Raw genomic sequence first — 25942 nt, 5'->3', positions numbered from 1 at the left:
ATCGTGGACTTCGTCGGCTATGGACGATCAACTGCACGATCGTGCAAGACGCCGCGAATACGTGGGTTGGGCCCCGATCGTGCACCAGTGCCCGCGCCGAGTTGGGCCTGCAGGTGGTCAGCTCCGGACAGAGGCCACCAGGCGGTCCGCCACGGCCGTCCACGCCGGATCCTCGGGCTCGAGGTACTCGAAGTGCCCGCCGTCCGTGATCAGCGACTCGACGTCGACGCCCGTGTCCGCTGCCGCCGCTGCGTATGCCTCGCTGTAGGCCACCGGAACGCTCGGGTCCTGCCGCCCGTGGGCGACCAGGAGCGGCGCCGTCAGGGGCAACCGGTGCATGGGGGACACCCGCACCGGATCAGCCAGGCCGGCCACGTACCGGCCGGCCGCTCCGCCGCCGAGGTCGTCCTCCACGGCACGGGGCAGGTCGACCACACCAGCCAACGACACCACCAGCCGCGGTGGCTCGACCTCGCCTCCGTCCGAGTGCTGCAGCGCGTCGAGGGCGGCGATGGCCAACTGCCCGCCGGCCGAGTGACCGGCGATCGCCCAGCGCCCGCCGTCGATCTCGTCGTGTGACAGCACCGCACTGACGGCTCGAGCCACATCCAGGTGGGCATCCCAGACGGGCGGATCATCCTCCGACCGGCTCACCGGACCGACCCGTCGATACTCCGGGACGGCGACCGCCACCCCGCGACGCGCGAGATCGACGGCGATCGACTCGACCGTGTCGAAGGTCCAGTAGTGGCGCCAGAAGCCACCGTGGACCAACACGACGACGGGATGCGGGCCCGGCGCATCGGGCAGCCGGACGTCCAGCCACGCGTCGGGATCGTCTCCGTACCGAACCCGTTCGACGGGCCAGGCGGACCGGCTCACCAGGTGCCGCACCGCCCAGCGATAGCCCTCGACGCCGCGCCCGTAGATCGTGTGCACGCAGGCGGGCCTGACCAGGGAGATCCGACGCCAGGGCTCGCGCTCCTCGACGTTGGAGATGTGCACCTCCACGGTCGGGACCTCGATCGCCTCGATCGCGTCGTGCAGTGCATAGGACGAGTGCGTGAAGGCTCCGGGGTTGAAGACGATGCCGTCCACCTGGCCGCGGGCCGCGTGCAGCCGGTCGAGCAGCTGGCCTTCGTGATTGCTCTGGAAGTCCTCGACGTGCGCAACGCCCAACTCAGCAGCCCATGCCCGGGTCTGGGTCACCAGGTCATCGAGTGTGGTCGAGCCGTAGACCTCAGGTGCGCGCACCCCGAGGAGGTTGAGGTTCGGACCGTTCAGTACGAGGATGCGCATCAGCGCCGATCCTAAGTCGGCGCCGCCGACCCCTCGTCCGAGGGCCTCGGTTCTCCGAGACCGCAGGAGTCAGAGCCAATGTCAGTTGCACGTGTCACCGAGATCACCGCCCGCGCCGACAGCTACGAGGCCGCCATCGACGCCGGGATCACTCGCGCCCAGGAGACCCTGCGGGGTGTCGAACACGTCTGGGTCAAGGACCACGAGATCCGTCTGGCCGACGGTCAGGCGCAGCACCAGGTCTCGCTCAAGGTCACCTTCGTCCTGGAGTAGCGGCCCGCCAGCACAGCGCACCTCAGGCCAGGAGATCCTCCACGATGCGCCGGCCGGGGATGACGTCGTCCGTCTCCTCGGTGAAGGCCTCCATCAGTCCCTTGGACACGTTCTTCCGGGTCATCTGCACCAGGCCGAGCTTGGAGATCTCCATCACGCGTGACTTGGTCTTGTCACGCGCCAGTTCGCGCTTGAAGCGCTTGAGCACCTCGTCGCGGTTGGCCGGGACGATCATGTCCACGAAGTCGATGACGATGATCCCGCCCATGTCGCGCAGGCGGAGCTGGCGGGCGATCTCCTCGGCCGCCTCGATGTTGTTGCGGAGGACCGTCTCCTCCAGGTTGTCCTTGCCGACGAACTTGCCGGTGTTGACGTCGATGACCCACATCGCCTCGGTCTTCTCGATGATGAGGTACCCACCGGACTTGAGCCAGACCTTCTTCTCCAGGGCCCGGCGGATCTGGGTCGTCACCTCATAGGCGTCGAACAGACGCTCATCACCCTCGTAGGTCACGACCTTGTCGACGTGTTCGGGGCTGACCTCCCGGAGGTACTCGCGAACCTGCTCGGCCAGGTCGGCCTCGTTGATGATGAGCTGGGTGTGCTCAGGCCCGAAGACGTCCCGGATGACCCGCAGGACCAGCTGCGGCTCGGAGTAGATCGACTCCAGGGGCTTCGCCGACGCCTGCTTCTCCTCCACCGCCGTCCAGCGCTTGACCAGCCGCTCGACGTCGGCCTCCAACTGCTCGGCGGTGGCGGTCTCCGCGGCCGTGCGGACGATCAGGCCGTACCCGTCCGGCTTGATCGCCTTCAGGATCTTTCGCAGCCGGTCACGCTGGTCGTCCGGCAGCTTCCGGCTGATGCCCAACATGTCGTCGCCCGGCGCCAACACGCAGTAGCGACCGGCCAATGAGAGGTGCTGGGTGAGACGGGCGCCCTTGGTCCCCATCGGGTCCTTGGTGACCTGCACGATGACGGACTGACCGGGCTTGAGGGCCTTCTCGATGCGGGGCAACCCGCTGTCGCGGTCAGCCTCGTCGTAGTTCACCTCACCGGCGTACAGGACGCCGTTGCGGCCCTTGCCGATGTCGACGAACGCGGCCTCCATGCCGGGCAGGACGTTCTGGACGCGGCCCTTGTAGATGTTGCCGACGTAGGACTGCTCCGAGGCTTGGGTGACGTAGTGCTCGACCAGCGTGCGTTCCTCGAGGACCGCGATCTGCGTCCGCTCATTCCCGACGGTCACCAGCATCCGCTTGGGCGGGCTCTCGGCCATCACACGGCGGGTCTCGGCGCTGACCGTGGGGACGCGACGGCGGCCTCCGCCGGAGCGGTTCGAGCGTGCGGCCAGCCGGGTCGAGCCCGCGTCCTTGGACTCCTCACCCTGGGAGGACGGCTTCTTGGACCCACCCTTGCCGCGTCGCCCCCGCCCGCGCCGACCTCGGCGTCGTCGGCTGGAGGAACGCCCGCCGCCAGAGGACTTCCCGCCGGAGGAGCCGCCCTTGGCTGCCGCGTCGTCGGAGGAGTCTGTGGCAGCGGAGGCGTCCGATGAGTCCTCCGAGCCAGCGTCGTCGGTTGCGGTGTCGCCCGAACCCGCGGCGCCCGAGCCCTTGTTGCCCGAGGCCTTGTCGTCCGAGGCTTTGTTGCCCGAGCCCGTGTCGCCCGAGCTTGTGTCGCCCGAGTCCGTGCCCTCGGAGCCTCGGTTCGCGGCGCCCTGCTTCGATCCGCCACGACCGCGACCGCGTCGACGCCGGCGTCGAGAGCGACCACCCCCCTCGTCGGCGTCAGCCCCACCGGAGCCGTCCGAGCCATCGGACGCCTCAGACCCGGCGTCGCTGGAGGTGTCCCCCCGCGCGACAGTCTTCCCGCGACGTGGCGAGTCGGTCACCGCGAACGGGTCAGCAGCTGCTCCGCGGACCGGGCGCTTGCGGACGCGGGTCCGGTTCCCGTCCGACTCGGGCGACACGTCGTCGCTTGTTGGTTCACTCATTGATGGTCCTCTCGGACACCGGCTCGTCGAGCGGCGTCGTGGTCTCGCGCAGGGCATCGGCGATGCCGCGCGGCTGTTCGGAGACGCGGCCCTGTGCGGTGCGCGTCGTGATGTGTGGGGGGTCGGGAAGGCCGAGGACGGCGGGGACGTCGTCGGCGCGGACAGCCGGGCCCTCGACCCGGTCGTCGTCGGGGATGAACCCGGGGTGGTGCAGCACGGCACGGATCGTCGGGCCGGCCGCGATCACGCCCACCAGAGCAGGACGGACGTCGACGGTGACCATCTCACCCTTGCGCTCGCGCCGCGTGGTCAAGGGACCGTCGGGGGGAAGGGCGGCGACCGCTTCGGCGAGCCCGTCGGGGGCGCCGTAGGTGAAGGTCCACAGCGATGCCTGCAGCAGCTTGCCCAGACGGCGGTCGCCGTCCACCACCTCCACGGCGTCGAGTACCGCCATCCCCTCGGGGAAGGCGGCGGTCAGCCGGGTCGACATGTCGACCAGGTCAACCGGGATGGCGAACGTCACCTCCGCGAACTCCGCCGTCGAGGCGAAGCCAAGTGGCAGGGCATCACCGAAGCTCACCTTGGGATGGGGGCTGAACCCCTCGGAGTAGGCGACAGGGAGGTTCGCCTTCCGGAGAGCTCGTTCCCAGACTCTCCCGAGGTCGATGGCGCTGATGAACCGGAGCTTGCCGGTCTTGGAGAACCTAACCCGGACTCGCACTGAGTATCGGCAGGCGCCTGCTGTGTTGTTGCGACGGTTGGGCGTGTGCGGTCTGGTTGGACAGGTCCAGACTGGGACACACACCGCAGTCGTAGCACGGGGTCCAGCGGCAATCGTCGAGTTCGGCGAGTGAGCCGAGGGCATCGCGGTAGTCCGTCCACAACCAGGACTTGTCCAGTCCCGAGTCGATGACGTCCCAGGCGAAGACCTCGTTCTCCGCGCGCTCCCGCTGACACACCCAGTCCAGGTCGACGCCAAGCTCGGTGGCGGCGTCTATCCAGGCCCGGTAGTCGAACATCTCGTCCCACCCGTCGAAGCGGGCGCCGAGCTCCCAGGCTCGTTGGACGACGTCGGCGACACGTCGGTCGCCACGGGCCAGCAGGCCCTCGATCTGACCGGGGTAGGGGTCGTGGTAGCGCAGGTTGAGGTTGCGGTCGCGCGCAACGCGGTGCTTGATCAGCCCGAGTTTGCGGTCGAGCTCTGCCGGGTCGTCCTGGGCCGCCCACTGGAACGGTGTGTGCGGTTTGGGGACGAAGCCGCCGACCGAGATCGTGACCTTGTTCTTTCGTCCGTAGGATCTGCCGATCTCGAGGGCCTTCAGGCCCATGTCGGCAATCGCGAGTACGTCTTCATCGGTCTCGGTTGGCAGACCGATCATGAAATACAGCTTGATGTGGCGCCAGCCGGAGCTGAACGCCGTCTCCGCGGTGCGGAGCAGATCGTCTTCGGAGACCATCTTGTTGATGACCTTCCGCATGCGTTCGCTGCCCGCTTCGGGCGCGAAGGTAAGGCCGGTACGCCGGCCGTTGCGGGCCAGCTCGTCAGCCAGTTCGACGTTGAATGCGTCGACGCGGGTGGAGGGCAGGGCCAGGGAGGTGGCGGTCCCCTCGTAGGTGTCGGCCAGGTCGCCGCAGAGCCCGCGGATCTCGGCGTGGTCAGCCGAGGAGAGGGAGAGCAGCCCGACCTCCTCAAAGCCGGTGTTGGCCAGGCCGTCGGCGACCATCTGCTGGATCGTCTCGCTGGAGCGTTCGCGGACAGGGCGGGTGATCATCCCGGCCTGGCAGAACCGGCATCCACGGGTGCAGCCGCGGAAGATCTCGACGGCGTAGCGCTCGTGGACCGTCTCGGTCAGCGGCACGATCTGCTGCTTGGGGTAGGGCCACTCATCCAGGTCGGTGACGGTACGCTTCTCCACCGTCGGCGTGGCACCCCGGGTGGGGAACATGCCGCGGAGGCGCCCCATGGACTCGCCGTCCTTGGGGTCCAGGTACTCCGGCCGGTAGCGGTCCGGCAGGTAGGCCCCGCTGATCGCCGCGATGGCCTCCAGCCGGTCTGCTCGGCCCTCGACCGTCTTCAGGACATCGTCGACGGCGAGCACGAACTCCTCCCCGTCGCCCGCGCAGGCGACGTCCACGAAGGGGGCGAGAGGCTCAGGGTTGAAGGCGGCGTGCCCACCGATCATGACGATCGGGTCGTCGGGCCCGCGGTCGGCGGCGCGGAGGGGGATGCCGGCCAGGTCGAGGCAGGTCAGCAGGTTGGTGTGGCCGACCTCGGCAGCCAGGGAGAAGGCCACCACGTCGAACGTGCGGCCGGGGAGGTGGTTCTCGAGCGAGAAGAACGGGATGCCCTCGGCACGCATGACCTCTTCCATGTCGGGCCAGGGCGCGAAGCCGCGTTCGGCGGCGGTGTCGGCGCGCTCGTTCAGCACCTCGTAGAGGATCTGGATGCCCTGGTTCGGCTGGCCGATCTCGTAGGTGTCGGGGTAGCACAGCAGCCACCGGGACGAGACCGCAGAGGGGTCCTTGACCACGATGTTGTCCTCGCCGCCGACGTACCTGGCGGGCTTGCGAACGGCAAGCAGGTGCGGCTCGAGTTGTGACCAGACGGACACGGGTGAGGGGGGCATGGGAAGTGGGTCTTCGGTTGGACGAGTTGGGCTGGTGCGCAGTGCGTGGAACACGTCCCTCGGCGTGGTTGACGAGGTGGTTCGGGGGGTTCCGCCACTGTAGCGGTCCCCCGCCGCGGACTTCGCCCATGCCACGGGTACGCCGTGAGGAGACCCCTCAAACGGCTGACGGGGTGGTGGAGTTCCACGACATTCCTTCCCCTCTGGCCGAGCGTGATCGAAATCCTGCACAGCGTTCATGAGTTGTGCCCTCCGACAGGCGTCGCCGATGCGTTCTGTCTCCGCCACCCCGCCACACCGAAAGGCCAACTCGCCATGTCTGCACTCAACGCACAACTCCACCGCCTCTCCCCCGCCGCACCGGTGATCATCCGCGTCACCCTCGGCGTCATCATGTTCGCCCACGGGTGGCAGAAGCTGACCGAGATGGGTCCCGCCAACTTCGGCAACAACATGCTCGCCGGCCTCGGCTTCCCGGCGCCGGTCTTCTTCGGCTGGCTGGGCACCGGCATCGAACTCGTCGGCGGTGCGCTGCTCATCGTCGGCTTTCTCTCGCGACTCAGCGGCATTGCGCTGACCGCGTTCCTGGCCACCGCGACCCTGCTGGTCAAGGTCGACATCGGGTTCCTCTCGACGGCCGGAGCAAACCTGCCCGGCGCCGAGCTCGACCTGGCGCTTATCGCGCTGGCCCTCGGCGTCGTCGCGCTGGGGCCTGGTCGCTTCAGTGTGGATCACGCACTGGGGCTCGAGACAGCTGCCGCCGACGCCCCCACCGAGGTCGACCTGCGCGACTCGGGGCGCGTCTCCCAGACCGCCTGAGGGCGGAGCAGGCACTCCGGCCGACCTCTGACAGTCGACCCCACCCAATCGACCCGGCGAGCCGGTCGAGCGCTACCGCGCGAGCTGGGACAGATCCCGGACCGCGCCTCGGTCTGCCGAGGTGGTCAGGGCCGCGTAGGCCTGCAGTGCCGTGGAGACCGTCCGATCGCGCTCCCGCGGCGTCCACGCATCCTCGCCCCGCTCGTCCTCCTCAGCACGGCGCTGGGCCAACTCCTCGTCGGAGATCGCCAGGTTGATCGAGCGCTCCGGGATGTTGATGTCGATGGTGTCGCCGTCGCGGATCAGCGCGATCGCGCCACCGGCTGCCGCCTCGGGTGAGGCGTGCCCGATCGACAGGCCGGAGGTGCCTCCGCTGAACCGACCGTCGGTCAGCAACGCACACTCCTTCCCCAACCCGCGGGACTTGATGTAGGTGGTCGGGTACAGCATCTCCTGCATGCCCGGCCCGCCCTTCGGTCCTTCGTAGCGGATCACGACGACGTCCCCGGCGTTGACCTGCTTCGGATCCAGGACGCCGGTCATGCCGTCATCCTGAGACTCGAACACCCGGGCGGTCCCGCTGAAGACGTGGATCGACTCGTCCACGCCGGCCGTCTTCACGATGCAGCCGTCCTCCGCGATGTTGCCGTAGAGCACCGCCAGGCCACCATCGGCGGAGTAGGCGTGTTCGACGGATCGGATGCAGCCGCTCTCCCGGTCGGTGTCGAGGGAGTCCCACCGCGTCGACTGGGAGAAGGCCTGCTGGGTCGGGATCCCGGCCGGGCCGGCGCGGAAGAACTCATCGGCCTCGGAGGTGACGGTGTCGCGCACGATGTCCCACTGGTCCAGAGCAGCACCCAGGGTCTCGGCGTGAACCGTCGGCACATCGGTGTCCAGCAGTCCGCCACGGTCGAGCTCCCCCAGGATCGCCATCACACCGCCGGCGCGGTGGACGTCCTCCATGTGATACAGCGGTGTCGACGGGGCGACCTTGCAGATGTTGGGCACCACCCGGCTGATGCGGTCGATGTCGCTGCAGGTGAAGTCGTGCTCCGCCTCCTGCGCCGCGGCCAGGATGTGCAGCACGGTGTTGGTCGACCCGCCCATGGCGATGTCGAGGGCCATGGCGTTGCCGAACGCCGCCGGGGAGGCGACCGCGCGTGGCAGGACGGAATCGTCGCCCTTCTCGTAGTAGCGACGGGCCAGGTCGACGATCCGTCGACCGGCTTCCAGGAACAGCCGCTCCCGGTCGGTGTGGGTCGCCAGGGTCGAGCCGTTGCCGGGCAGGGAGAGGCCGAGCGCCTCGGTCAGGCAGTTCATCGAGTTGGCGGTGAACATCCCCGAGCACGAGCCGCAGGTCGGACAGGCCGACCGTTCGATCTGCGCGACCTCCTCGTCGGAGACCCGCGCGTCGCCGGCCTTCATCATCGCGTCGACCAGGTCGAGCTTGACCTCGCCGCCGGCCAGCATCGTCTTGCCGGCCTCCATCGGTCCGCCCGAGACGAAGATCGCGGGGACGTTCAGGCGCAGCGCGGCGTTGAGCATCCCCGGGGTGATCTTGTCGCAGTTGGAGATGCACACCAGCGCATCGGCCTTGTGCGCATTGACCATGTACTCGACGGAGTCCGCGATGATCTCGCGGCTGGGCAGGGAGTACAGCATCCCGGAGTGGCCCATCGCGATCCCGTCGTCCACGGCGATGGTGTTGAACTCCTTCGCGACGCCGCCGGAGCGCTCGACCTCCCGGGCGACGAGTTGCCCGAGGTCCTTGAGGTGGACGTGACCGGGAACGAACTGGGTGAAGGAGTTGGCGACCGCGATGATGGGCTTGCCGAAGTCGTCATCGGTCATGCCGGTGGCACGCCAGAGGGCGCGCGCTCCCGCCATGTTCCGACCGTGGGTCGTGGTGCGCGAGCGGTACCGGGGGGCTGGCCCGTCGGATGGCGAGGTGGAGTCGGTCATGCTCCAATCCTACGGCCGAGACCGTGCGGCCCCAAGCGGCACATCTGCATCCTCGCCGTACGCGCGGCACCGCGGACTTCTAGGCTCGACCAATGACCGACTCAGCACCTGCCAACGTCATCGCCGGCATCGCCGCCGCCCCCGGCATCGGGGTCGGCACGGCCTTCGTCCTCCGCGGTGGCGGGTCGGACCGCACCGCGGAGGAGACGTCGGCGGAGATCAGTCTGGAGGAGGCTGTGGAGCGGGCCGCGGCGCACTACACCGATCTGGCAGACCGCGCCTCCGCCCGGGACCGGACCGATGAGGCAGAGGTCCTCGGAACGTACGCCATGCTCGTCGCGGACCCGGAACTGGTCCGGGCGATCACCGCCGCCGCGGCGGATCAGCCGCTGCCAGCCGCCGTCCGCTCCGCCGGGAACGAGCAGGCCGACATGCTGGCCTCCCTGGGCGATGAGTACCTGGCACAGCGCGCGGAGGATGTGAGGGCCGTCGTCGCGGATCTGGCCACCGTCACCGCCGGCGGTGAGTTGGCGACCCCCGAGGTACCACCGGGATCGGTGGTGGTGGCCACCGACCTCAGTCCGGCCGACACCGCGCAGATCGAACTCGACCGGGTCCGTGCGCTGGTCGTGGAGGGCGGGGGCGTCACCTCCCACACCGCGATCGTCGCGCGGTCCCTGGGCATCCCAGCGGTCGTGGGCGCCGAGGGTGCGGTCGCGGCGATCCAGCAGCTCGCGAGCCAGGACGAGGTGGTCACCGTCATCGCCGATGGCGGCTCGGGGCAGGTGACCGTGGCCCCCTCCGCCGGCCAGTTGCTGGAGGCCGAGCAGGAGCAGGCCCGACTCCGCACCCGGGCCGAGGCGGCTGCTGAGCTGGCCGGGCAGCCGGTCCACTACGACGGGCACCGGGTCCTGGTGGCGGCCAACATCGGCAACTCCGAGGAACTGGCCAACGCGACGGCCGCCCGGGCGGACGGCATCGGGCTGTACCGCAGCGAGTTCCTGTTCCTGGACGCCCCGCAGGCGCCCCGGGTGTCCCAGCAGGCGGAGGCCTACCGCGCGGCCGCCGTCGCGTTCACCGATCCGGTCATCGTCCGAACCCTGGACATCGGCGGTGACAAGTTCGTGCCCTGGATGAGGCTCCCCGATGAGGAGAACCCCTACCTCGGGGTCCGAGGCCTGCGGCTGTGCCTGGCCCACCCCGAGCTGTTCTCCCCCCAGATCGACGCCCTCCTGGTGGCTGCCGCCGACGGGCCACTGCAGATCATGTTGCCGATGGTGACCGCCGTGGACGACGTGCGGCGGGCCAGGGAGGTCATCGACCTGCGCGCCGCCGAGCTGGGGGCAGACGTCCCCCCGGTCGGCATCATGATCGAGACCCCGGCCGCCGCCCTGATGGCGCCGCACCTCGCGCGGGTGGTGGACTTCTTCTCCATCGGGACCAACGATCTGACGCAGTACACCGCGGCGGCTGACCGGGGGGCGGCGGCGTTGTCGGCCTATCACGACCCGGCCGCTCCGCCGGTGCTGGCGCTGTGCGACCTGACGATCCGGGCGGCCCGTGACGCCGGCATCCCCGCGGGAGTGTGCGGCGGCGCGGCGGCCGATCCGATCCCCGCGGCCCTCCTCGTCGGCATGGGGGCCCACGAGCTCAGTGTCCCACCGATCCAGGTGGACGCCATCCGGATGCTGGTCGACGGACTCGACCCCGAGATCCTCGATCCGCTGGTCACCGAGGCGCTGGCCGCCCCGAGCGCTGCGGCGGTGCGCAGCCTGGTGGCCCACGCGCTGGGTGACCTGGTGGCCTAGTGGTCCGGTGCTCAGTCGAGCAGCCCGGCGTCGTGCACGCAGATCGCCACCTGCACGCGGTTGCTCGCCTCGAGCTTGTCGAACAGCTTCGACACGTACGACTTGACGGTCGGCACCGCGAGGTGCAGCCGGCCCGCGATCTCGGCGTTCGACAGCCCCCGTCCGACCTCGAGCGCCACATCCCGTTCGCGGTCGGTGAGGGAGGCCATCCTGGCCTCCGCCATCGCGGTCCGGTCGTCGGCGGCACCCTCCCGGATGCGTCGGACCAGCGTCTTGGTGGCCGACGGCGACAGCATGGTCTCGCCGTCGGCGACCTTCCGGATCGCGGAGACGATCTCCGCAGGCTCGGAGTCCTTCAGGAGGAACCCGTCTGCGCCGGCGGCCAACGCCTGCACGACGTACTCGTCGGCGTCGAAGGTGGTCAGGACGATGACGTGCGGCGCGGCCGGCGCCGCCCTGAGGTCGAGCGTCGCCTCCAACCCGGTCCGTCTGGGCATCCGGATGTCCATGAGGACGACGGTCGGGGCCAGCTCCTGGACGGCTCGCGTCACACGTGTCCCGTCGTCGACCTCGCCCACGACCTCGATGTCGGCCTGACCGCCGAGCATCAGCACCAGGGCCTGCCGGACGAGGGGGTCGTCGTCGACGATCAACACGCGGATCATCCGTCCCACGGCAGCCACCCCTCGACGATGAACTGGCCGTCGCGCTGACGGTGCTGCAGGCGGCCACCTCGGAGGGCCACCCGTTCGGCCAGGCCCACCAGGCCGAGCCCGGCCCCCGGCGTGTCCGTCGGTGCAGCGGACCCGCCACGATCACGACCCCCGGCCAACGCGGGAAACCCCGTTGGGTTGCTGACCCGGAACTCGATGCCGGTCGTGGGGCCGCCGGAGAGCCCAACCGACACCGAGGACGATGGTGCGTGCTTGGCCGCGTTGGTCAGCGTCTCCTGCACGATGCGGTAGATCGTCCGGCCGAGATCCGTCGGCACGTGACCATCGACGTCGGTGTCGACCACGACCTCGAGCCCGGTGGAGCGGAACTCCTCCACCAGCGCGGCGACGTCGCCATAGGTGGGCTGCGGGCTGTCGGCCAGCTCCCCCGTCAGCGGGTCCCGCAGCACACCGAGGAGTCCGCGGAGATCCTCGAGCGCCGCGTTCGCCTTGACCTGGATCTCCCGCGCTCCAGATCGCAGCTCGGCGGCTGGCAGATCCTCGCGGAACGCCAGCGCACCGGCGTGCATCGACACCTGTGAGATGCGGTGCGCGAGGACGTCGTGCATCTCGCGGGCGATCCGGGTCCGTTCGGTCGAGCGCGCAGCGGCGACCCGGGCGTCGCGCTCCGCCTCGGCTCGCTCGGCTCGCTCGGCCAGGGTCCAGACCAGCTCGCGTCTCGACCCGACGAACATGCCCCACGCCAGCAGGGCAGCGGTGAGCAGCAGGTTGAAGGCGGTCGCCATGAGCGGTGGTGTCGCGGGATCGCCTGGCCAGATCCTGAACTGCACCTCGCCGGCAGCCATCACGACCAGGAAGATCACGCCGATCTCCCGCCAGACCCTCCGGGTGGCCAGGGAGACGGTCGCCAGCAGCGCCGGGCCAGCGGCCAACAGCGACCACGTGGAGACGACGTTCAGCGTCACCGCCACCGGGAGCGGCCACCGACGACGCCAGTGGACGAGGACGAAGGCGACGAGTCCCGTCAGGACGTCGAGGACGACGAGCTGCCGATAGATGGAGGCCTGGGGGATCTCGGCCCGCGTGAGGATGAGGAAGCCCGAGAACGCGAGCACGATCGCGGCGCGCCACACGTGCTGCCGAAGCCCGAGTCTGGGCTGGTAGGGCGGGTCCTCCACGTCGCTCAAGGGCGCGATCGTAGTTGAGCCGGTCAACGATCCGCGACCGACGAACGTCGACCGCGCATCCGCCTTTGGTCGGTAGCAGGTGTCGACTGTCGTCGCGCCAGATCGGGACCCGCGTGGGATGCGCTGGCGCGAGGGCGCCTCGACGCTCTGGTCATGATCGAAATCAATGCACTCACCAAGACCTTCGGCCCCGTCACCGCCGTGGACGACGTCACGTTCCGATGTACACCCGGCACCATCACGGGGTTCCTCGGTCCGAACGGGGCGGGGAAGACGACGACGATGCGACTGATGGTCGGCCTTATGCGACCTGATGCCGGCGCGGTCACATTCGACGGGCGGGCCTACGAGGCGCTCCCAAACCCCGGCCGGCACGTGGGGGTTCTGCTCGACGCGTCGGCGCAGCACGCCGGGCGCACCGGCCGGGAGGCGCTCACGATCGCTGCCCGGGTCATGGGGGTGGAGGCCGGTCGGGTGGAGGAGGTCCTGGACCTGGTCGGCCTCACCGAGGACGAAGCCGGGCGGCGGCTGCGCACGTACTCGCTCGGCATGCAACAGCGGCTGGGGATCGGGGTCGCGCTGCTCGGCGATCCCCCGGTCCTGATGCTCGACGAACCGGCGAACGGCCTGGACCCAGGAGGGATCAGGTGGATGCGCCACCTGCTTGCCGACCACCGCGGACGTGGTGGGACCGTCCTGTTGTCAAGCCACCTGCTGCACGAGGTCGAGCAGGTGGCCGACCGGCTGGTGCTGATCGGCAGGGGTCGTCTGGTCGCCCAGGGCAGCCGAGAGGAACTGCTGGCCGACCGACCACCGACCACGACCCTGGAGGACCTGTTCCTCGACATGACCAGTGACGACCAGCGCGAGCCGCACGCGGACGCCGACGTGGCGGGGGCGCGACGATGAGCGCCGCGAACTCCTGGGCGGCGTCGCCCTCTGCAGTGTCCGGATCTGCTCGGACGCCGCTGTCGCGGCTGATCGCCGTCGAGGCGAGGAAGACCGTCGACACCCGCGCCGGCTTCTGGCTGCTGGTCGCCACGGTACTTGGCACGACCGTGATCATCGGCATCCAGGTCGCCGTCGGGGTGGCGGCCGACATCGAGTTGACGATGGCCGACTTCATGCTCGGCGCAAACGCCGGGCTCGGGATCTTCGTCCCGGTCCTCGGGGTCCTCGCCGTCAGCTCGGAGTGGACGCAACGCACGCACCTGACGACCTTCGTCCTGGAACCGGACCGAGCGCGTGTCCTCGTCGCGAAGCTCGCCTCCGTCGCCGGCATGGCCGTGGCCGCGGTCGGCATCGGGGTCGCGAGTGCGGCTGCCGGCAACGCACTGCTGGCTGCCGCGGCCGACACGACCGCCGTGTGGGACGTCGATGCCGGGCACGTCGCCGGCTTCCTGGTGCTGCACCTGATCGGGTTGCTGACCGCGTTCGCGCTCGGGGCACTGTTCCAGAGCACCCCCGTCGCGATCGTCATCTACCTGCTCTGGTCGCTCGTGCTGCCACCACTGTTCTTCGTCGCGGCCTCGGTGTTCAGTTGGTTCGAGGGCGTCCAGCCCTGGATCGACTACGGCCTCGCGCAGGGTTGGCTGTCCGAGGGCGTGGACCTCACGTCCCGCCAGGTGTTCCAGCTGCTGGCGACGACTGCCGAGTGGACCCTGCTCCCGCTGGCGCTCGGGTGCTGGCGGGTCCTGCGGAGCGACATCGCCGGCTGAGGTGCCTGACGGTCCCAGCGACTGACCTGCAGCCTGGAGCGTTCTGCCTCCACTTCGCCGGTGCCGCCGCAGAGCCGGAGGCAGTCTGGCTCAGTCGGCCGCCCCGACGCTGGCTGAGCAACAATGGGTGGAGGCAGAACGGACGCCGGTGGAGGCAGATTGGCCACAGTGGGGCAGGGCGCAGCCAGGTGCCCGCCCAACCTGATCGCGTGAGCTCTCCGACAACGCAGGCACGATGGCGGCATGACCTCTTCTGATCTGCCGGTTCTCCTCGCCCTGGATGTCGACGGGACGCTGCTCGATGGGCAGGGCCACCTGACGCCGAAGCGGGCGGCGGCGATCACCGCTGTCTCCCGGCAGATCCGGACCGTGTTCGCGACCGGCAAGACGTGGCCGTCCATCGTCGACCTGGTCAGGCGATTCGGGTTGGACGGGCCTCACATCATCTGCAACGGGGCCGCCACGGCGATGTCGACCGGCGAGATCGAGGTGCTGGACGCGCTGCCGGCAGCGGTCAGCAGCTTGGTGATCCAAGAGCTCCGGAGACGAGACATCGCGTTTGCGGTCTACCGGGCCGACGGCTCGATCCTGGCAGACACTTACCGACCCGAGTTCGACCGCATCACCGACCTGGGCGAGGCCCATCCCGAGTACGGGCCCATCGCAGCCGATGGTCAGGGGGCGAGCAACGGCAACGGCACCGCCGCCATGGCGGTCCTAAAGGTCTTGGCTGTCCTTGAGGAGCAGGAGGAGTCGGACCTCCGCGAGCTGTGCGCCGACCGGGCCCACATCCAGCGGACCGGCCCGCACTTCCTGGAGTGGAACAACCCGCACGCGTCGAAGGGCGCCGCGCTGACCCATCTGTCCCGGGAGCACGGCTGGCCGCTCGCCGACATGGTTGCCGTGGGAGACTCCGAGAACGATGCGTCGATGTTCCGGGTCGCCGGGACCGGCGTCGCCGTGGCCTCTGCCTCAGCGGCGGCTCTCGCGGCCGCGGACGTGCACCTGACCGAGGACGTGGCGGCCTTCCTCGAGGCTCTGCTGCGGCCGGTCGAGGCCGCCGGCTGAGCCAGGGCTCATCGAGTTGATCTGTTGGGGGTGACTGAACCGATCGACGAACCGTCGCGTCTCCCCCACGACATGTCTGATCTCAACGGCGCTCACGGGCCCGACGCGAGCGTGACCGCCGAAGCGTTCTGTCGAGCGATCCGTGCCGAGCTCGTGGGAGCGATGACGCTCTTCTGCGGTGACCGGGGCGTCGCGGAAGAACTGGCCCAGGAGGCCCTGACCCGGGCGTTCGAGCGTTGGGCGACCTTGGACAGTCCTCGGGCCTGGACCTTCGCGACTGCTTTCAACCTGGCTCGGTCGCGCTTTCGTCGAACGCGTGCCGAGCGCCGAGCGCAGGCACGGATCGCAGATCTGTCTGCCTCCCCGGTGGACCCGGACACATCAACAGCCATCGCGGTTCGTGCCGCCGTCAGCGAACTGCCGGACCGGCAGCGACAGGTGATCCTGTGCCGCTTCTACGGGGGCCTCTCCGTTCGGGAGACCGCGCGAGCCATGCGGTGTGCCGAGGGCACGGTCAAGTCCACCACCTCGCATGCCATCGCGAGCCTACGACGGGCAGGCCTGCACATCGACGACACGGCAGACGAGGAGGCACCCACCCATGCCTGATCTGCAGCAGATGCTGACCAACGCTGCTCCCCCCGTGGAGCCGCCATTCACCGAGCGGGATATCCGGGAGGCCGCCGCGCGCCGACGTCGACTCCGGCAAGCGATCGTGGCCGTCGTTGCCGTGGTGATGGTGCTCTCCATTGGGTCCGTGGCAGGCCCGTTCGTCACCGACGACGAACCAGTCGTGCTGTCGGACGGCTCACCCACCACCGAACTGACGTCTCTTGAGGACTGGCCGACCAGCATCGACTTCGCCGGCGTGGAGGTCGAGGTCGTCGTGCACGACGGCCCGACAGAGCCACTGCAACATCGGGTGGTGGTGGGTGAGGGAGAGGCGGCCCTCAACGTCCTGCCCAGCGACTATCGGTCCGATGGCAACGAGGCCTACCAGGCGGTGCGCAACCGGCTCTGGTTCGGCTGCGGACCGGACACCCAGGTGGTTCGGATCGCCGAGGTCGGCAGAGCGGCGGGTGCTCCGGCCTTCGAGGCCGGCCGGCCGGGGAGCGCCCGCTTCCTGCCCGCGGGGGCTCTGGTGGAGGCGGCTCGCCAGCTGGCCGAGCGGATGGACTGCACGCCCCATGCACCGCCTGAGACACCCACGACGCCGACGCTTGCCGCCGACTGGATCGGGCCCCTCGCAGCCGCGATCGACGAGGCCGGCCTGGCCACCTGCTGCACCACGGTGTTCGGTCACGACGATCCTGAGACGTTCGGGTCCATCACCGATTGGGGCATCTTCGTCGATGCCGACACGCGACTGTCCATCTCCGTCACCTCGTCGCCGTCGGACGGGGGCCCCGGTGCGGTGGCCGCCGTCCAGCTTGCCGGCGGACGGGTAGCCGAGCACGTGCCCCCTCCCAATCAGACGGGCACCTCGGCAACGTTCACGTGTGCAGCTGCGGACGTGACCGCCTGGCCCGCCGATGGCGACCTGGCCACGATCACCGAGTTCCTCACGGCCATCGGCTGTCTCCCGGAGATCCCGGCCGGCCTGCTGGCCAACGCCGAACTCGGCGCCCTGCTGACCCGCATCGGCATCGACGACATCCCGGACGGCGTCGGCTACCAGCCCGTCGCCGACCTCACCGTCGCGATCGACGGTCGGCAGTTCCAGGTCCGGGCCGGTGGCACCAGTCAGGTCGGACTCGCTCCGGGTGCCCAGGGGGTCGAGTTCGAGTGCGGCATCGGCTACAGCATCGAGATCCTCGGTGTGGGGACCATGGACACAGCCGCGGAACTGGCCGAGTTGATCCGGGACGATCCAGGGTGTGCACTGCCAGGCGTGTTCTGAGTGCGACTTCCGTGGAGCCGTGCATCACTGACTTCTATTTGGCTGCAGTCGCGCAACGTGCGAGATGCGTCGTCGCCACCTTCGACAGCGGTCTTGCCGCAGCACACCCCGACGTCACCGACCTCCTCTCGACCTGACCCCGGTCGGTGAGGTCAGGCCAGCGACGCCTCGATCAGCGCCACCGCATCCGCCGTGAAGGCGCGACGGCTCTCCGCCAGCGTGTAGAACATGTGGCCGCCGTCGTAGCGGGCCAGCGAGAGCCGCTCCGCCGCCGTCGGGTCCAGCCGCATCAGGTTGACCAGGCGCTGGCTGTGATGGGCAGGCGTCACCAGGTCGTGTCGACCGTGGACGATCAGCACGCGCATGTGCGGGTTCAGCGCCAGCCCATACCGCAGGTCGTCGGTGGCCCCGGCCGGCGTCTCGAGGGCGTGTGCGTCGGCGTCCGGCTTCCAGCGCGCGTTGACGTCCATGCTGATCAGCTCATAGCGCCGCTGCGTCTCCACGCCGATCCGCTCCCGCAGCATCTGGTTGACCGCCATGGTGAAGGCCGGCGTCGAACCGGAGAGCGTTGCGTCCGGCCACGAACCGAACCCGTCGCGGTCACCGAAGGGGTCGACGGTCGTCTGGGTGGTGTCGTACAGACCCACGGCCAGGCCCTGGTCCCGCAGCAGCTCCCGGGCGAAGGTCTCCAGGGTGATCCGGCCGTGATGCCGCCGCACCACGGCGGCGTCCAGCCCGATGAGGTCACCCAGCCGGTCGAGGACGGCCTCCCGCTCCTCCTCCGGCATCGCCGCCCCACTGGCCAGGTAGCTGACGTACTGCCCGGTCGCGAAGTCGGTCGCCTGTGCCATGACCTCATCAGCGGTCGCTCCCTCGGCCGCCGCACGACTGCGTCCGTGATGGAGGGCTGAAGCCGCCATGGTCGGCAGGGTGTCGATGAACGCCTCGAGCGAGTAGTCCGTCGCCGTCAGCGGTGTGAGCTCGAGCGCCGGTGAGATGGCGATGATCCCTGCGACGCCGACGCCCTCCTCCTCCTGCAGCGCCTTCGCCAACCGGCCGACGCGGTAGCCGCCGTAGGACTCACCGGCGATGAACACGGGGGCCGACCACCGCCGATGGGTGGAGAGCCACCGGCTGATGAACTCCCGCAGCCCGGCCACGTCCGAGCCGAAGCGGTAGTACCGGTCGTCGTCATCGTGATGGCTGTTGAGACCGTCCGGGTCGGTGGCCGTGTCGTCCCTCCCGCCCGCCGACGGCCGGCGGACCAAGCGGCTGAACCCCGTCCCGGCCGGGTCCACGAACACGAGGTCCGTGTGGCCCAACCACGACTCGTCGTTGTCGACCAGCTGGATCGGCATGGCGGGTAGGGACCCGTCATCCGGCAGGGACACGCGGAGCGGTCCGATGGCTCCCAGGTGCAAGAACGCCGAGCTGGCACCGGGCCCGCCGTTGAAGACGAACGTCACCGGTCGGGGGTGGTCAGAAGCAACGACGTAGGCGGTGCTGAAGATCTCCGCGGAGGGCGACTCACCGCGCCGGAGGACGGTCCATCCGGCCGTCACCTGCACCTCGAGTGCCTCCCCGTCCGGCGGCGACCAGTTCAGGGTGGTCCTGGCCTCACCCGGCGGTTCGTAGGTCGGCGTTACGGGCGGCCTGGCATCAGGGTCGGCAGCGTGGGTGTGGTCGGCCATGAGATGGCAGCCTAGACCTCGATTGCACCCGATTGGTCAGTGGGCGCTCTCCAGTTGGGTGATCAGGGCATCGATGGCGTCCTGCGCGTCCTCCCCGTCGGCCTCGAGGACGATCGTCGACCCCTGCGTCGCCTCCAACTTCAAGACACCCAGCATCGACTTGGCGTCGGCCGACCGGTCTCCGTTGGTGATCGTGATGTCGGCGGCGAAGGTCGACGCGGTCTTCACGAACGCAGCAGCCGGGCGGGCGTGCAGGCCGACCTCGTTGGTCAGGGTCATCTCGGCTCGAGCGATCATGCGTCCTCCAGGATCTCGATCAGGGTCTGCAGTGCGCGGGCGGCGTCGGCTCCGTCCGCAACTCGGTGGTCCACCGTCAGGCCGAGCTCCATCTTCAGACGCGGCTTGACCCGGCCGTCCACGACCGATGGCTGCTCAGCGATGGCGCCGACGGAGAGGATGCTGGCCTGGGGTGGGACCAGGAGCGCGGTGAAGCGCTCCACGTTCCACCCGCCGAGGTTCGAGATGGTGGCCGACACCCCCTCCAGGTCCTCGCGACGGATGTCGCCGGCGCGGGCCCGCTCGGCCGCGGCGCGCAGGTCGGCGTCCGCCGAGGCCGGGCCCTGCTTGTCGGGGTCGTCCAAGGCTACGACCACGAGTCCGGTCGGCGTGTCGACGGCGAGCCCGATCCGCACCTCGTCGAGCGGGGCCACGACACCGCGCTCCTCGTCCCAGATGGCGTTCAGCTCGGGGTGGCGCCACAGCATCGCGGCGTAGCTCCGCGCCAGGATGGTGGTCCAGCCGATGCCGCTCCGGCGCCCGGCCGTCTCGGTGACGTCGGCACTGCGAAACAGCGTGAACTGCGGGATGGCCTGTGATCGCGAGGTCGAGGCGGCGGTGGCGGCACGGACCCGTCGTCGTCTGGCCTGGTCCCGGGAGTCTGCCTCCGCCTGCGGCATCGCGGCCGAGGGTGTGGTCGCGGTCGGTTGGGCCGGGCTTTCCTGGGACGTCGCCTGCTCGTCGGGCGAGCTGCTGCCACCCGCCGACGAGGTGGCCTGGTAGGCGTCCAGGTCGGCGTGGGTGACCTGGCCGCGGCTGCCCGTGGGGTTGACGTCGCCGAGGTCGATGCCCTCACGCCTGGCGCGCTTGCGGACGGGCGGCGGGGCCGGGATCAGGGCCAGCCCGCTGGTGTCAGTGGCGGAGGAGGCATCGTCATCTGGCTGATCCGCCTGGGCTGGCTCCTCCGGGGACTCCGGGGCCTCTGCGTCACCGAGGTCCAGGCCGCCGAGCAGGTCGTCCTCGTCGCTCTGGATGGTGGCGATGGCGTCGCCGACGTTGACGATGGCCGACTCCTCGACCAGCAGCTCGACGACGGTGCCGGTGTAGGGGCTCTCGAGTTCGGTGTCGACCTTGTCGGTGGTGAACTCCGCGATGGGGTCGCCCTCGGTGACCTCGTCGCCGGCGGCCACGATCCACTTCAGCAACTCGCCGTCGGTCATGTCCGTCGTGAGGGCCGACAGCCGCACAGTCAGGGTGCTCATGGGCGTGGTCACCTAGTCCTTCATGACCCGGCGGGCGGCATCGACGATGTCACCGGTCTGGGGGATCGTCGCGGTCTCGAGTGTCTTGGCGTAGGGCATCGGGACATCCAGCGACCCGACCCGTTGGATGGGTGCGAGCAGGTAGTCCAGGGCGTCGGAGCCGGCGACACAGGCCGCCACCTCGGCGCCGATGCTCACGGGGACCGGGGCCTCCTGCGCCGTCACCAGCCGTCCGGTCTTCTTGACCGACGACCGGATGGTCGTGGTGTCCATGGGCCGGAGGGTCCGCAGGTCGACCACCTCGACGTCGATGCCCTCCTCGGCTAGGACCTCGGCGGCCTCGAGCGCCCGGGGCACCATGATCGAGTAGGCGACGATCGAGCAGTCGCCTCCCTCCCGACGGACCAGGGCCTGGCCCAGCTGTGCCGGTGTGTCGGCGATCGAGGATCGGAACTCGACGTCCTCCTCGACCTTGTACAGCAGCTTGTGCTCGAGGAACACGACGGGATCGGGATCGAGCAGCGAGGCCAGCAGCAGGTCGTGGACGTCCTGCGCTGTGGCCGGGGTGACGACCTTCAGGCCGGGGACGTGGGCGAACCAGGCTTCCAGCGACTGGCTGTGCTGAGCTGCCGCACCCGTTCCGCCGCCACCAGGACCTCGGATGATCATGGGAACCGAGACCTGGCCGCCATACATGAAGTGCAGCTTGGCCGCCTGGTTCACGATCGGGTCCATGGCGTTGACGATGAAGTCGCTGAACTGCATCTCCACGATCGGGCGCTGCCCGACGATGGCGGCACCGACGGCCAAGCCGGCGATGACCTCCTCCGAGATTGGCGTGTCCAGGATCCGCTTGGGCCCGAACTCGTCCAGCAGGCCATCGGTGACCCCGAATGCGCCGCCGTAGATGCCGATGTCCTCCCCGGCCATGAAGACCCGCTCGTCCTCAGCAAGCGCGACGCGGAAGGCCTCCGCAAGCGCCTTGGCGTACGTCGTCCGGGTCACGCTGCACCCTCCATGCCAGGGTTGGCGGCGTAGGCCGCGCCCGCCAGCTCGGTCGGATCGGGTTCGGCACCGGTCATCGCACCAGCCACCGCCTCTTTGATGGTGTCCTTGCCGCGCTGACTGGCCGCGGTGATCTCCTGCTCGCTGAGCACCTCGTGCTCGGTGCAGTAGCGGGTGAAGGCGTCGATCGGATCCCGCTCGTCGCGCCACTCGGTGATCTCCTCCCGCGTGCGGTAGAGGTTTCGATCCGACTTCGAGTGCCCCCGGTAGCGATAGGTGACCGCCTCGATGAGGCTGGCCCCCTCCCCTGCTCGGGCCCGCGCCGCCGCCTCGAGGGTCGCCTCGCGTACAGCCAGGATGTCGTTGCCGTTGACCTTCGTCCCCGGCAGGCCGTACGCGGCCCCCCGACCGGCGATGTCGTTGCCCGCTGCGGCTCGTGCCGTGGCCATCGACATGCCGTACTGGTTGTTCTCGCAGACGTAGATCACCGGCAGGTCCCAGATGCCCGCCAGGTTGAGCGCCTCGTGGAAGGCGCCCTCGTTGGCTGCGCCGTCGCCGAAGAAGCACACGACGACGGCATCGCTGCCCTGCTGCTGCTGCGCGAGTGCTGCACCGGCCGCGATGGTCATGGACCCCGCGACGATCCCGTTGGCGCCGAGGTTGCCCCGACTGACGTCGGCGATGTGCATCGAGCCGCCACGGCCCTTGCAGTAGCCGGACTCCTTGGCCAGCAACTCGGCCATCATGCGTTCAGGGTCGGCGCCGTGGGCCAGGCAGTGGCCGTGGCCACGGTGCGTCGAGGTGATCAGGTCTCCCTCAGCCAGGGCGCCGCAGACCCCGGTCGCCACGGCTTCCTGGCCGATGGACAGGTGCATGGTGCCGTGCAGCAGGCCGCGCTGGAACAGCTCCTCCAAGCCCTGCTCGAAGGCCCGGATGGTCCACATGGTCTCCAGGTGCGTCGCGGCGCCGGTTGCGTCTGATGGATCGGCAAAGCGGGGCGTGGTGTCAGCCACAGGTGTCTCCTTGATCGGTGGGGTGGTCGGCGGCGGGTGGACGGTCAGGACGGGCCGCCTGAGGATGGGCTCAGGCCCGCATCTCCTGCAGGGATCGCAGCGTCGAGATGACGGATGCGGGGACATCCACTGCGCTGCGTGGCAGCGGGTCCCCAGCACCGATGTCGGTCTGGACGACGCCGTTCTCGGCCAGGCCGAGCGGCAGGAACTCAGTCGCCTGGTCGGCCCGGTAGGTGACGCCGCGGACGTGGTCGCCACCGATCCCCTGCAGGGTGGTGCCGGCGGGGATGTCGTGCTTGGCGGTCGCCACGACCTCGGCGTGCCATCCCGCCGGGCGTAGGACCGGCCGGCGGTCGAGGACGGTGGTGATGATGGTGCGAGGCGCTTCCAGGCTGGCCAGGTGGAACGGCCGGTACAAGGTGAAGTACGGGCCCGCACCCATTCCCAGATAGCTCATCTCCTGCCGGACGGTCTCATCCTGGTGGGTCACGACGACGAAGACGCCGGGTGCCGGTCCGAAGGCGTAGTCGACCCGCCCTGCCTCGGACAGAACGCCACCGTCTGCGGCCGGAATCAGGGTGGAGGCCAGACCGTCCACCTCACTCGTCACACCGTGCATGCCGACGGTGTCGACCGGGAGGCCGGTGGCATTGGACAGGGCCGCCATCTCGATCATGGTCTTGGACCCGTCGACGAAGCTGGCCAACATCTTGGGGTTCATGTGCTTGCGGTCGGCCTCGTCCTGCAACTCCCCCGCGACAGCCGACGGTCGGAACGGGTTGTTCTTCCCCTTGCCGGCGCAGACCACGTCGAAGGCCATCTCGTGGGCGAGGTCGACCAGCTCCTTGCCGCAGACCGGTTCGTCGCCGTCGGCGATGGTGTACACCTGCCCGGCACTGCGGGCCAGGTCGTCCAGGTAGACCCCGACGGTGACGTCGGTCTCCACGTTGAGCATCACGACGTCCTGGCCGGCCAGGAGACTGTTGTGGGCCACCGCGGCGCCGACGAGCGGGACGCCGGTGGCCTCGACGACGACGTCGATGTCCAACTCCGCAACGGCCTTGGGGTCGTCCAGCGCCACAGGGCGACCGGCAGCCAGCGCAGCGGGTGCCCCGGCCGCCCCCACGTGAACGCTGTCGCGGCCAGCCAGCCCGAGGGCAGCTGCCGCACGGTCCGCGTTGATGTCAACCACGGCCGCGAGCTCGAGCCCGGGCATGCGCCCGAGCTGTGCTGCCAGCCCAGAACCCATCTGGCCTGCGCCGACCAGGCAGATCCGGACCGGTCGACCGATGTCGTCGGCGAACGCCGTCAGACGCGCGAGGCGGTCGCTCACGCCTGTGCTCCCGGGGAGTCGGTGATGAGGATCCTGTCGCCGGCCTTGATCACGGGGACCTCGGCCTTGGTGCAGCACAGGTCGCCCGGCAACGCCGCGTCTCCTTCGCCGTTGCACTTCATGACCAGGTGGCCGAGGTTGGCGAGGTTCTCGTTGACGACGTCTCCGACGGCCAGCACTTCGAGCCGTGTCTCGACAGCGCCCGAGATCGTGATGGTGTCGCCGACCTGGATGCTCGAGACCGGCGCGTTCGGGGCGTGGACCACAGCCACGTCCAGGAGCTCCTCGGGCGCGTCCTCCCCGAAGAGGACCACGATGTCCGCCGCAAAGAACTCCGGTGCCATCTCGCCGACGCCGGTGACCGTCGTGTCGAGGCGGACGGCGGCGCCGTCTGGTGTCATGCCTCGCTCACGTCGTCCGGTGTCACACCGGACACGAAGATCTTGTCGGTGATGAAGCGAGCCAGCGGCCCTGCGGGTGAGGTGGGGTGGACATCGACGGTCATGACGCCCTTCATGGGGTACACCCCGACCCGGGCGGTGCCACCGCAGTCGATGACGGCGCAGGCCATCTGATCGAACTTGACGCTGGACTTGAAGCCGTCGAACGCTTCGCCGCCGGTCAGGTCCGCGATCCGCTGGGCGACGGGGTGGATCCCGCCGCCGGTGACCGACACGACGTACTTCTTGGCCTCGGTGGGTTGGATGGTCAGCGGACCACCCCACCCTCCACTGCCCTTGCTGACGACGACCGGGGTGTACTCGCTCATGATGTTCCTCGCTTGGTGGTGGGTGGTGGTGGGTGGGTGGTGGTGATCAGACGCGGGCTCAGTGGCGAGACGCCGGTTCAGTAGAGACCGACGCTGAAGGCGAAGGCGATCACCACAGCCAGCGGACCGGTGATGAGCCGACTGAACAGGACAGCCGGCACGCCGAGTTCCACTGTTTCCGGTTCGGCCTCACCCAATGCGAGCCCGACCGGGATGAAGTCGCACCCGACCTGTGGGTTGATGGCGAACAGCGCCGGCAGCGCGTACTGCGGGTCGATGTCGCCGCTCGCGAAGGAGGTCCCGAGCAGCGTGCCGATGACCTGCGCGATGACGGCGCCCGGACCGAGGACCGGTGACAGGAACGGCAGGGCGATGATGATGGAGAGGATGACGAGCCCGACGAGGCTCTCGGCCAGCGGGGCCAGCACGTCGGCCAGCGCGTCCCCGATCGAGCTCAACTCGTTCTCGGGGTTCCAGTCGTAGAGGATGATCCCGATGATCACGGAGATGAAGGCGATGAAGGGCAGGATCGTGCCGATGACCACGTCGATGGTCTCCCGGCCGGCCTGGTAGATGGTGCCGACGACACCGCCGACGCTGCGTCCGATTCTGGTGATGAAATCCATGGTGAGGCTCCTTAGGCCGCCGCAGCAGCGGTGTCGTTGGACGTGTCGTCAGCGCGGGAGGCCAACAAGTCGTAGATGAACTGCGTCACCAGGCCGCGGATGAAGATCACGATCAGTCCGACGAGCAGATAGCGGACCGCCAGCGGCGTCAGCTCGTTGCCCGCCATCTCCACACCGCTGGCGATGCCGGCCCAGACGAAGAGCTCGCCGGGGTTGACGTGTGGCAGCAGCCCGAGGGGCGGGTGCACGAAGCTGACCGCGGAGTCGTAGAAGGCTGGCTTGTTGCGTTCCGGCAGGAACGTCCCCATCGAGTAGCACGCCGGGTTGGTCAGGAAGAACACCGCGAGCACCGGGAGGACCAGGAACCGCAGTGGTGCGTACTGGATGCCCTCCTTGCCGGCCAACTCGGCGACCTTGTTGACCCGCTCGATACCGATGAACTTGATGAGCGCGTTGACTGCGGTCAGTAGCACGATGATGAGCGGCAGGATGCCGGTCACCAGGGCTGTGAAGAACTCGGCCCCCTGCTGGAATATGCCGGTGAAGACCTCGGCAACTTGTTCGATTGCTCCTAGCACATTCGGCTCCTTTCAAACGCCGCCATGGCGCCGCCGCTCTCTGTTGGCCGATCACCACGTGGTG

At 69.3% G+C, this 25942-nt stretch carries 23 protein-coding genes and 2 pseudogenes; 8 read left to right on the top strand and 17 right to left on the bottom strand.

Features of this window, described 5'->3' with window-relative positions; genetic code table 11:
- Positions 1–117: 117 nt before the first annotated feature.
- Positions 118–1299 (bottom strand): type II 3-dehydroquinate dehydratase, encoded by a 1182-nt coding sequence (gene aroQ, locus C1746_RS22510; RefSeq protein ID WP_205711817.1) that lies wholly within the window; start codon positions 1297–1299, stop codon positions 118–120.
- A 78-nt stretch (positions 1300–1377) separates the two neighbouring features.
- Between aroQ and C1746_RS11480 the strand changes: the two genes are divergently transcribed.
- The gene (locus tag C1746_RS11480) at positions 1378–1572 is read left to right on the top strand and encodes a dodecin family protein (protein WP_116714710.1); all 195 of its coding nucleotides are present in this window, start codon (positions 1378–1380) and stop codon (positions 1570–1572) included.
- A 22-nt stretch (positions 1573–1594) separates the two neighbouring features.
- On the opposite strand, the gene C1746_RS11475 is transcribed toward C1746_RS11480, so the two are convergent.
- The 3 genes from C1746_RS11475 to C1746_RS11465 are packed head-to-tail and all read right to left on the bottom strand — an operon-like array spanning position 1595 to position 6189.
- Positions 1595–3562, bottom strand: coding sequence for an Rne/Rng family ribonuclease (locus C1746_RS11475; RefSeq protein WP_162867652.1), 1968 nt, complete (start codon positions 3560–3562; stop codon positions 1595–1597).
- Positions 3555–4283, bottom strand: coding sequence for a TIGR03936 family radical SAM-associated protein (locus tag C1746_RS11470; RefSeq protein ID WP_162867651.1), 729 nt, complete (start codon positions 4281–4283; stop codon positions 3555–3557). Before C1746_RS11470 ends, C1746_RS11475 begins: the two co-directional genes overlap by 8 nt.
- Positions 4267–6189, bottom strand: a complete 1923-nt coding sequence (locus tag C1746_RS11465; protein ID WP_116714707.1) for a TIGR03960 family B12-binding radical SAM protein — start codon at positions 6187–6189, stop codon at positions 4267–4269. Before C1746_RS11465 ends, C1746_RS11470 begins: the two co-directional genes overlap by 17 nt.
- Before the next feature lie 315 nt (positions 6190–6504).
- Between C1746_RS11465 and C1746_RS11460 the strand changes: the two genes are divergently transcribed.
- Positions 6505–7008, top strand: a complete 504-nt coding sequence (locus C1746_RS11460; protein WP_116714706.1) for a DoxX family protein — start codon at positions 6505–6507, stop codon at positions 7006–7008.
- Positions 7009–7080: 72 nt separating this feature from the next.
- On the opposite strand, the gene ilvD is transcribed toward C1746_RS11460, so the two are convergent.
- The gene (gene ilvD, locus C1746_RS11455; protein WP_116714705.1) at positions 7081–8970 is read right to left on the bottom strand and encodes a dihydroxy-acid dehydratase; all 1890 of its coding nucleotides are present in this window, start codon (positions 8968–8970) and stop codon (positions 7081–7083) included.
- Positions 8971–9062: 92 nt separating this feature from the next.
- Here ilvD and ptsP point away from each other — a divergent pair, with 92 nt between their 5' ends.
- On the top strand, positions 9063–10778 hold the full coding sequence (ptsP, locus tag C1746_RS11450; RefSeq protein WP_116714704.1) for a phosphoenolpyruvate--protein phosphotransferase: 1716 nt from the start codon (positions 9063–9065) through the stop codon (positions 10776–10778).
- An 11-nt stretch (positions 10779–10789) separates the two neighbouring features.
- On the opposite strand, the gene C1746_RS11445 is transcribed toward ptsP, so the two are convergent.
- Together C1746_RS11445 and C1746_RS11440 are read right to left on the bottom strand one after the other, a co-directional pair.
- Positions 10790–11461: a response regulator gene (locus C1746_RS11445; protein ID WP_240598892.1), complete on the bottom strand. Its 672-nt coding sequence runs from the start codon at positions 11459–11461 to the stop codon at positions 10790–10792.
- Entirely contained in the window at positions 11440–12630 is a 1191-nt protein-coding gene (locus C1746_RS11440; RefSeq protein WP_240598966.1) for a sensor histidine kinase, read from the bottom strand. The genes C1746_RS11445 and C1746_RS11440 overlap by 22 nt, the downstream gene beginning before the upstream one ends.
- A gap of 162 nt (positions 12631–12792) precedes the next feature.
- Here C1746_RS11440 and C1746_RS11435 point away from each other — a divergent pair, with 162 nt between their 5' ends.
- The 5 genes from C1746_RS11435 to C1746_RS11415 all read left to right on the top strand — a co-directional run bounded on the left by C1746_RS11435 (position 12793) and on the right by C1746_RS11415 (position 17325).
- A complete protein-coding gene (locus tag C1746_RS11435; RefSeq protein WP_116714702.1) occupies positions 12793–13548 on the top strand; it encodes an ABC transporter ATP-binding protein in 756 nt (251 codons plus the stop codon).
- Positions 13545–14357 (top strand): ABC transporter permease, encoded by an 813-nt coding sequence (locus tag C1746_RS11430; protein ID WP_162867650.1) that lies wholly within the window; start codon positions 13545–13547, stop codon positions 14355–14357. The genes C1746_RS11435 and C1746_RS11430 overlap by 4 nt, the downstream gene beginning before the upstream one ends.
- A 243-nt stretch (positions 14358–14600) precedes the next feature.
- Positions 14601–15425, top strand: a complete 825-nt coding sequence (locus tag C1746_RS11425; RefSeq protein WP_116714700.1) for an HAD-IIB family hydrolase — start codon at positions 14601–14603, stop codon at positions 15423–15425.
- Positions 15426–15497: 72 nt separating this feature from the next.
- A complete protein-coding gene (locus C1746_RS11420) occupies positions 15498–16034 on the top strand; it encodes an RNA polymerase sigma factor (protein WP_162867649.1) in 537 nt (178 codons plus the stop codon).
- On the top strand, positions 16027–17325 hold the full coding sequence (locus C1746_RS11415; RefSeq protein WP_116714698.1) for a hypothetical protein: 1299 nt from the start codon (positions 16027–16029) through the stop codon (positions 17323–17325). The genes C1746_RS11420 and C1746_RS11415 overlap by 8 nt, the downstream gene beginning before the upstream one ends.
- A 152-nt stretch (positions 17326–17477) precedes the next feature.
- Here C1746_RS11415 and C1746_RS11410 read toward each other — a convergent pair whose 3' ends face one another.
- The 10 genes and pseudogenes from C1746_RS11410 to srlA form a co-directional block, all read right to left on the bottom strand.
- Positions 17478–19016 (bottom strand): S10 family peptidase, encoded by a 1539-nt coding sequence (locus tag C1746_RS11410; RefSeq protein WP_116714697.1) that lies wholly within the window; start codon positions 19014–19016, stop codon positions 17478–17480.
- A gap of 36 nt (positions 19017–19052) precedes the next feature.
- On the bottom strand, positions 19053–19313 hold the full coding sequence (locus tag C1746_RS11405; RefSeq protein ID WP_116714696.1) for an HPr family phosphocarrier protein: 261 nt from the start codon (positions 19311–19313) through the stop codon (positions 19053–19055).
- Complete coding sequence (locus C1746_RS11400; protein ID WP_162867648.1) at positions 19310–20554, bottom strand: dihydrolipoamide acetyltransferase family protein; 1245 nt, start codon at positions 20552–20554, stop codon at positions 19310–19312. The genes C1746_RS11405 and C1746_RS11400 overlap by 4 nt, the downstream gene beginning before the upstream one ends.
- A 12-nt stretch (positions 20555–20566) precedes the next feature.
- Positions 20567–21559, bottom strand: coding sequence for an alpha-ketoacid dehydrogenase subunit beta (locus C1746_RS11395; protein WP_116714694.1), 993 nt, complete (start codon positions 21557–21559; stop codon positions 20567–20569).
- Entirely contained in the window at positions 21556–22503 is a 948-nt protein-coding gene (locus C1746_RS11390; RefSeq protein WP_116715683.1) for a thiamine pyrophosphate-dependent dehydrogenase E1 component subunit alpha, read from the bottom strand. Before C1746_RS11390 ends, C1746_RS11395 begins: the two co-directional genes overlap by 4 nt.
- A 139-nt stretch (positions 22504–22642) precedes the next feature.
- Positions 22643–23905 (bottom strand): NAD(P)H-dependent oxidoreductase, encoded by a 1263-nt coding sequence (locus C1746_RS11385; protein WP_205711815.1) that lies wholly within the window; start codon positions 23903–23905, stop codon positions 22643–22645.
- A complete protein-coding gene (locus C1746_RS11380; RefSeq protein ID WP_116714693.1) occupies positions 23902–24306 on the bottom strand; it encodes a PTS glucitol/sorbitol transporter subunit IIA in 405 nt (134 codons plus the stop codon). Before C1746_RS11380 ends, C1746_RS11385 begins: the two co-directional genes overlap by 4 nt.
- Before the next feature lie 5 nt (positions 24307–24311).
- Positions 24312–24674 (bottom strand): annotated as a pseudogene (locus C1746_RS11375) (PTS glucitol/sorbitol transporter subunit IIB); the annotation flags it as partial.
- Between the two features lie 77 nt (positions 24675–24751).
- Positions 24752–25297 (bottom strand): annotated as a pseudogene (locus C1746_RS11370) (PTS glucitol/sorbitol transporter subunit IIB); the annotation flags it as partial.
- A 14-nt stretch (positions 25298–25311) separates the two neighbouring features.
- Positions 25312–25878 carry a PTS glucitol/sorbitol transporter subunit IIC gene (srlA, locus tag C1746_RS11365; protein WP_240598890.1) on the bottom strand — a complete coding sequence of 189 codons (567 nt, stop codon included), beginning with the start codon at positions 25876–25878 and terminating at the stop codon, positions 25312–25314.
- Between the last annotated feature and the right edge of the window lie 64 nt (positions 25879–25942).

The sequence above is a fragment of the Euzebya tangerina genome, assembly GCF_003074135.1.
GTDB classification, from domain to species: domain Bacteria; phylum Actinomycetota; class Nitriliruptoria; order Euzebyales; family Euzebyaceae; genus Euzebya; species Euzebya tangerina.
Note: the sequence above shows the minus strand (reverse complement) of the source record. Positions and strands in the feature narration are given on the sequence as shown.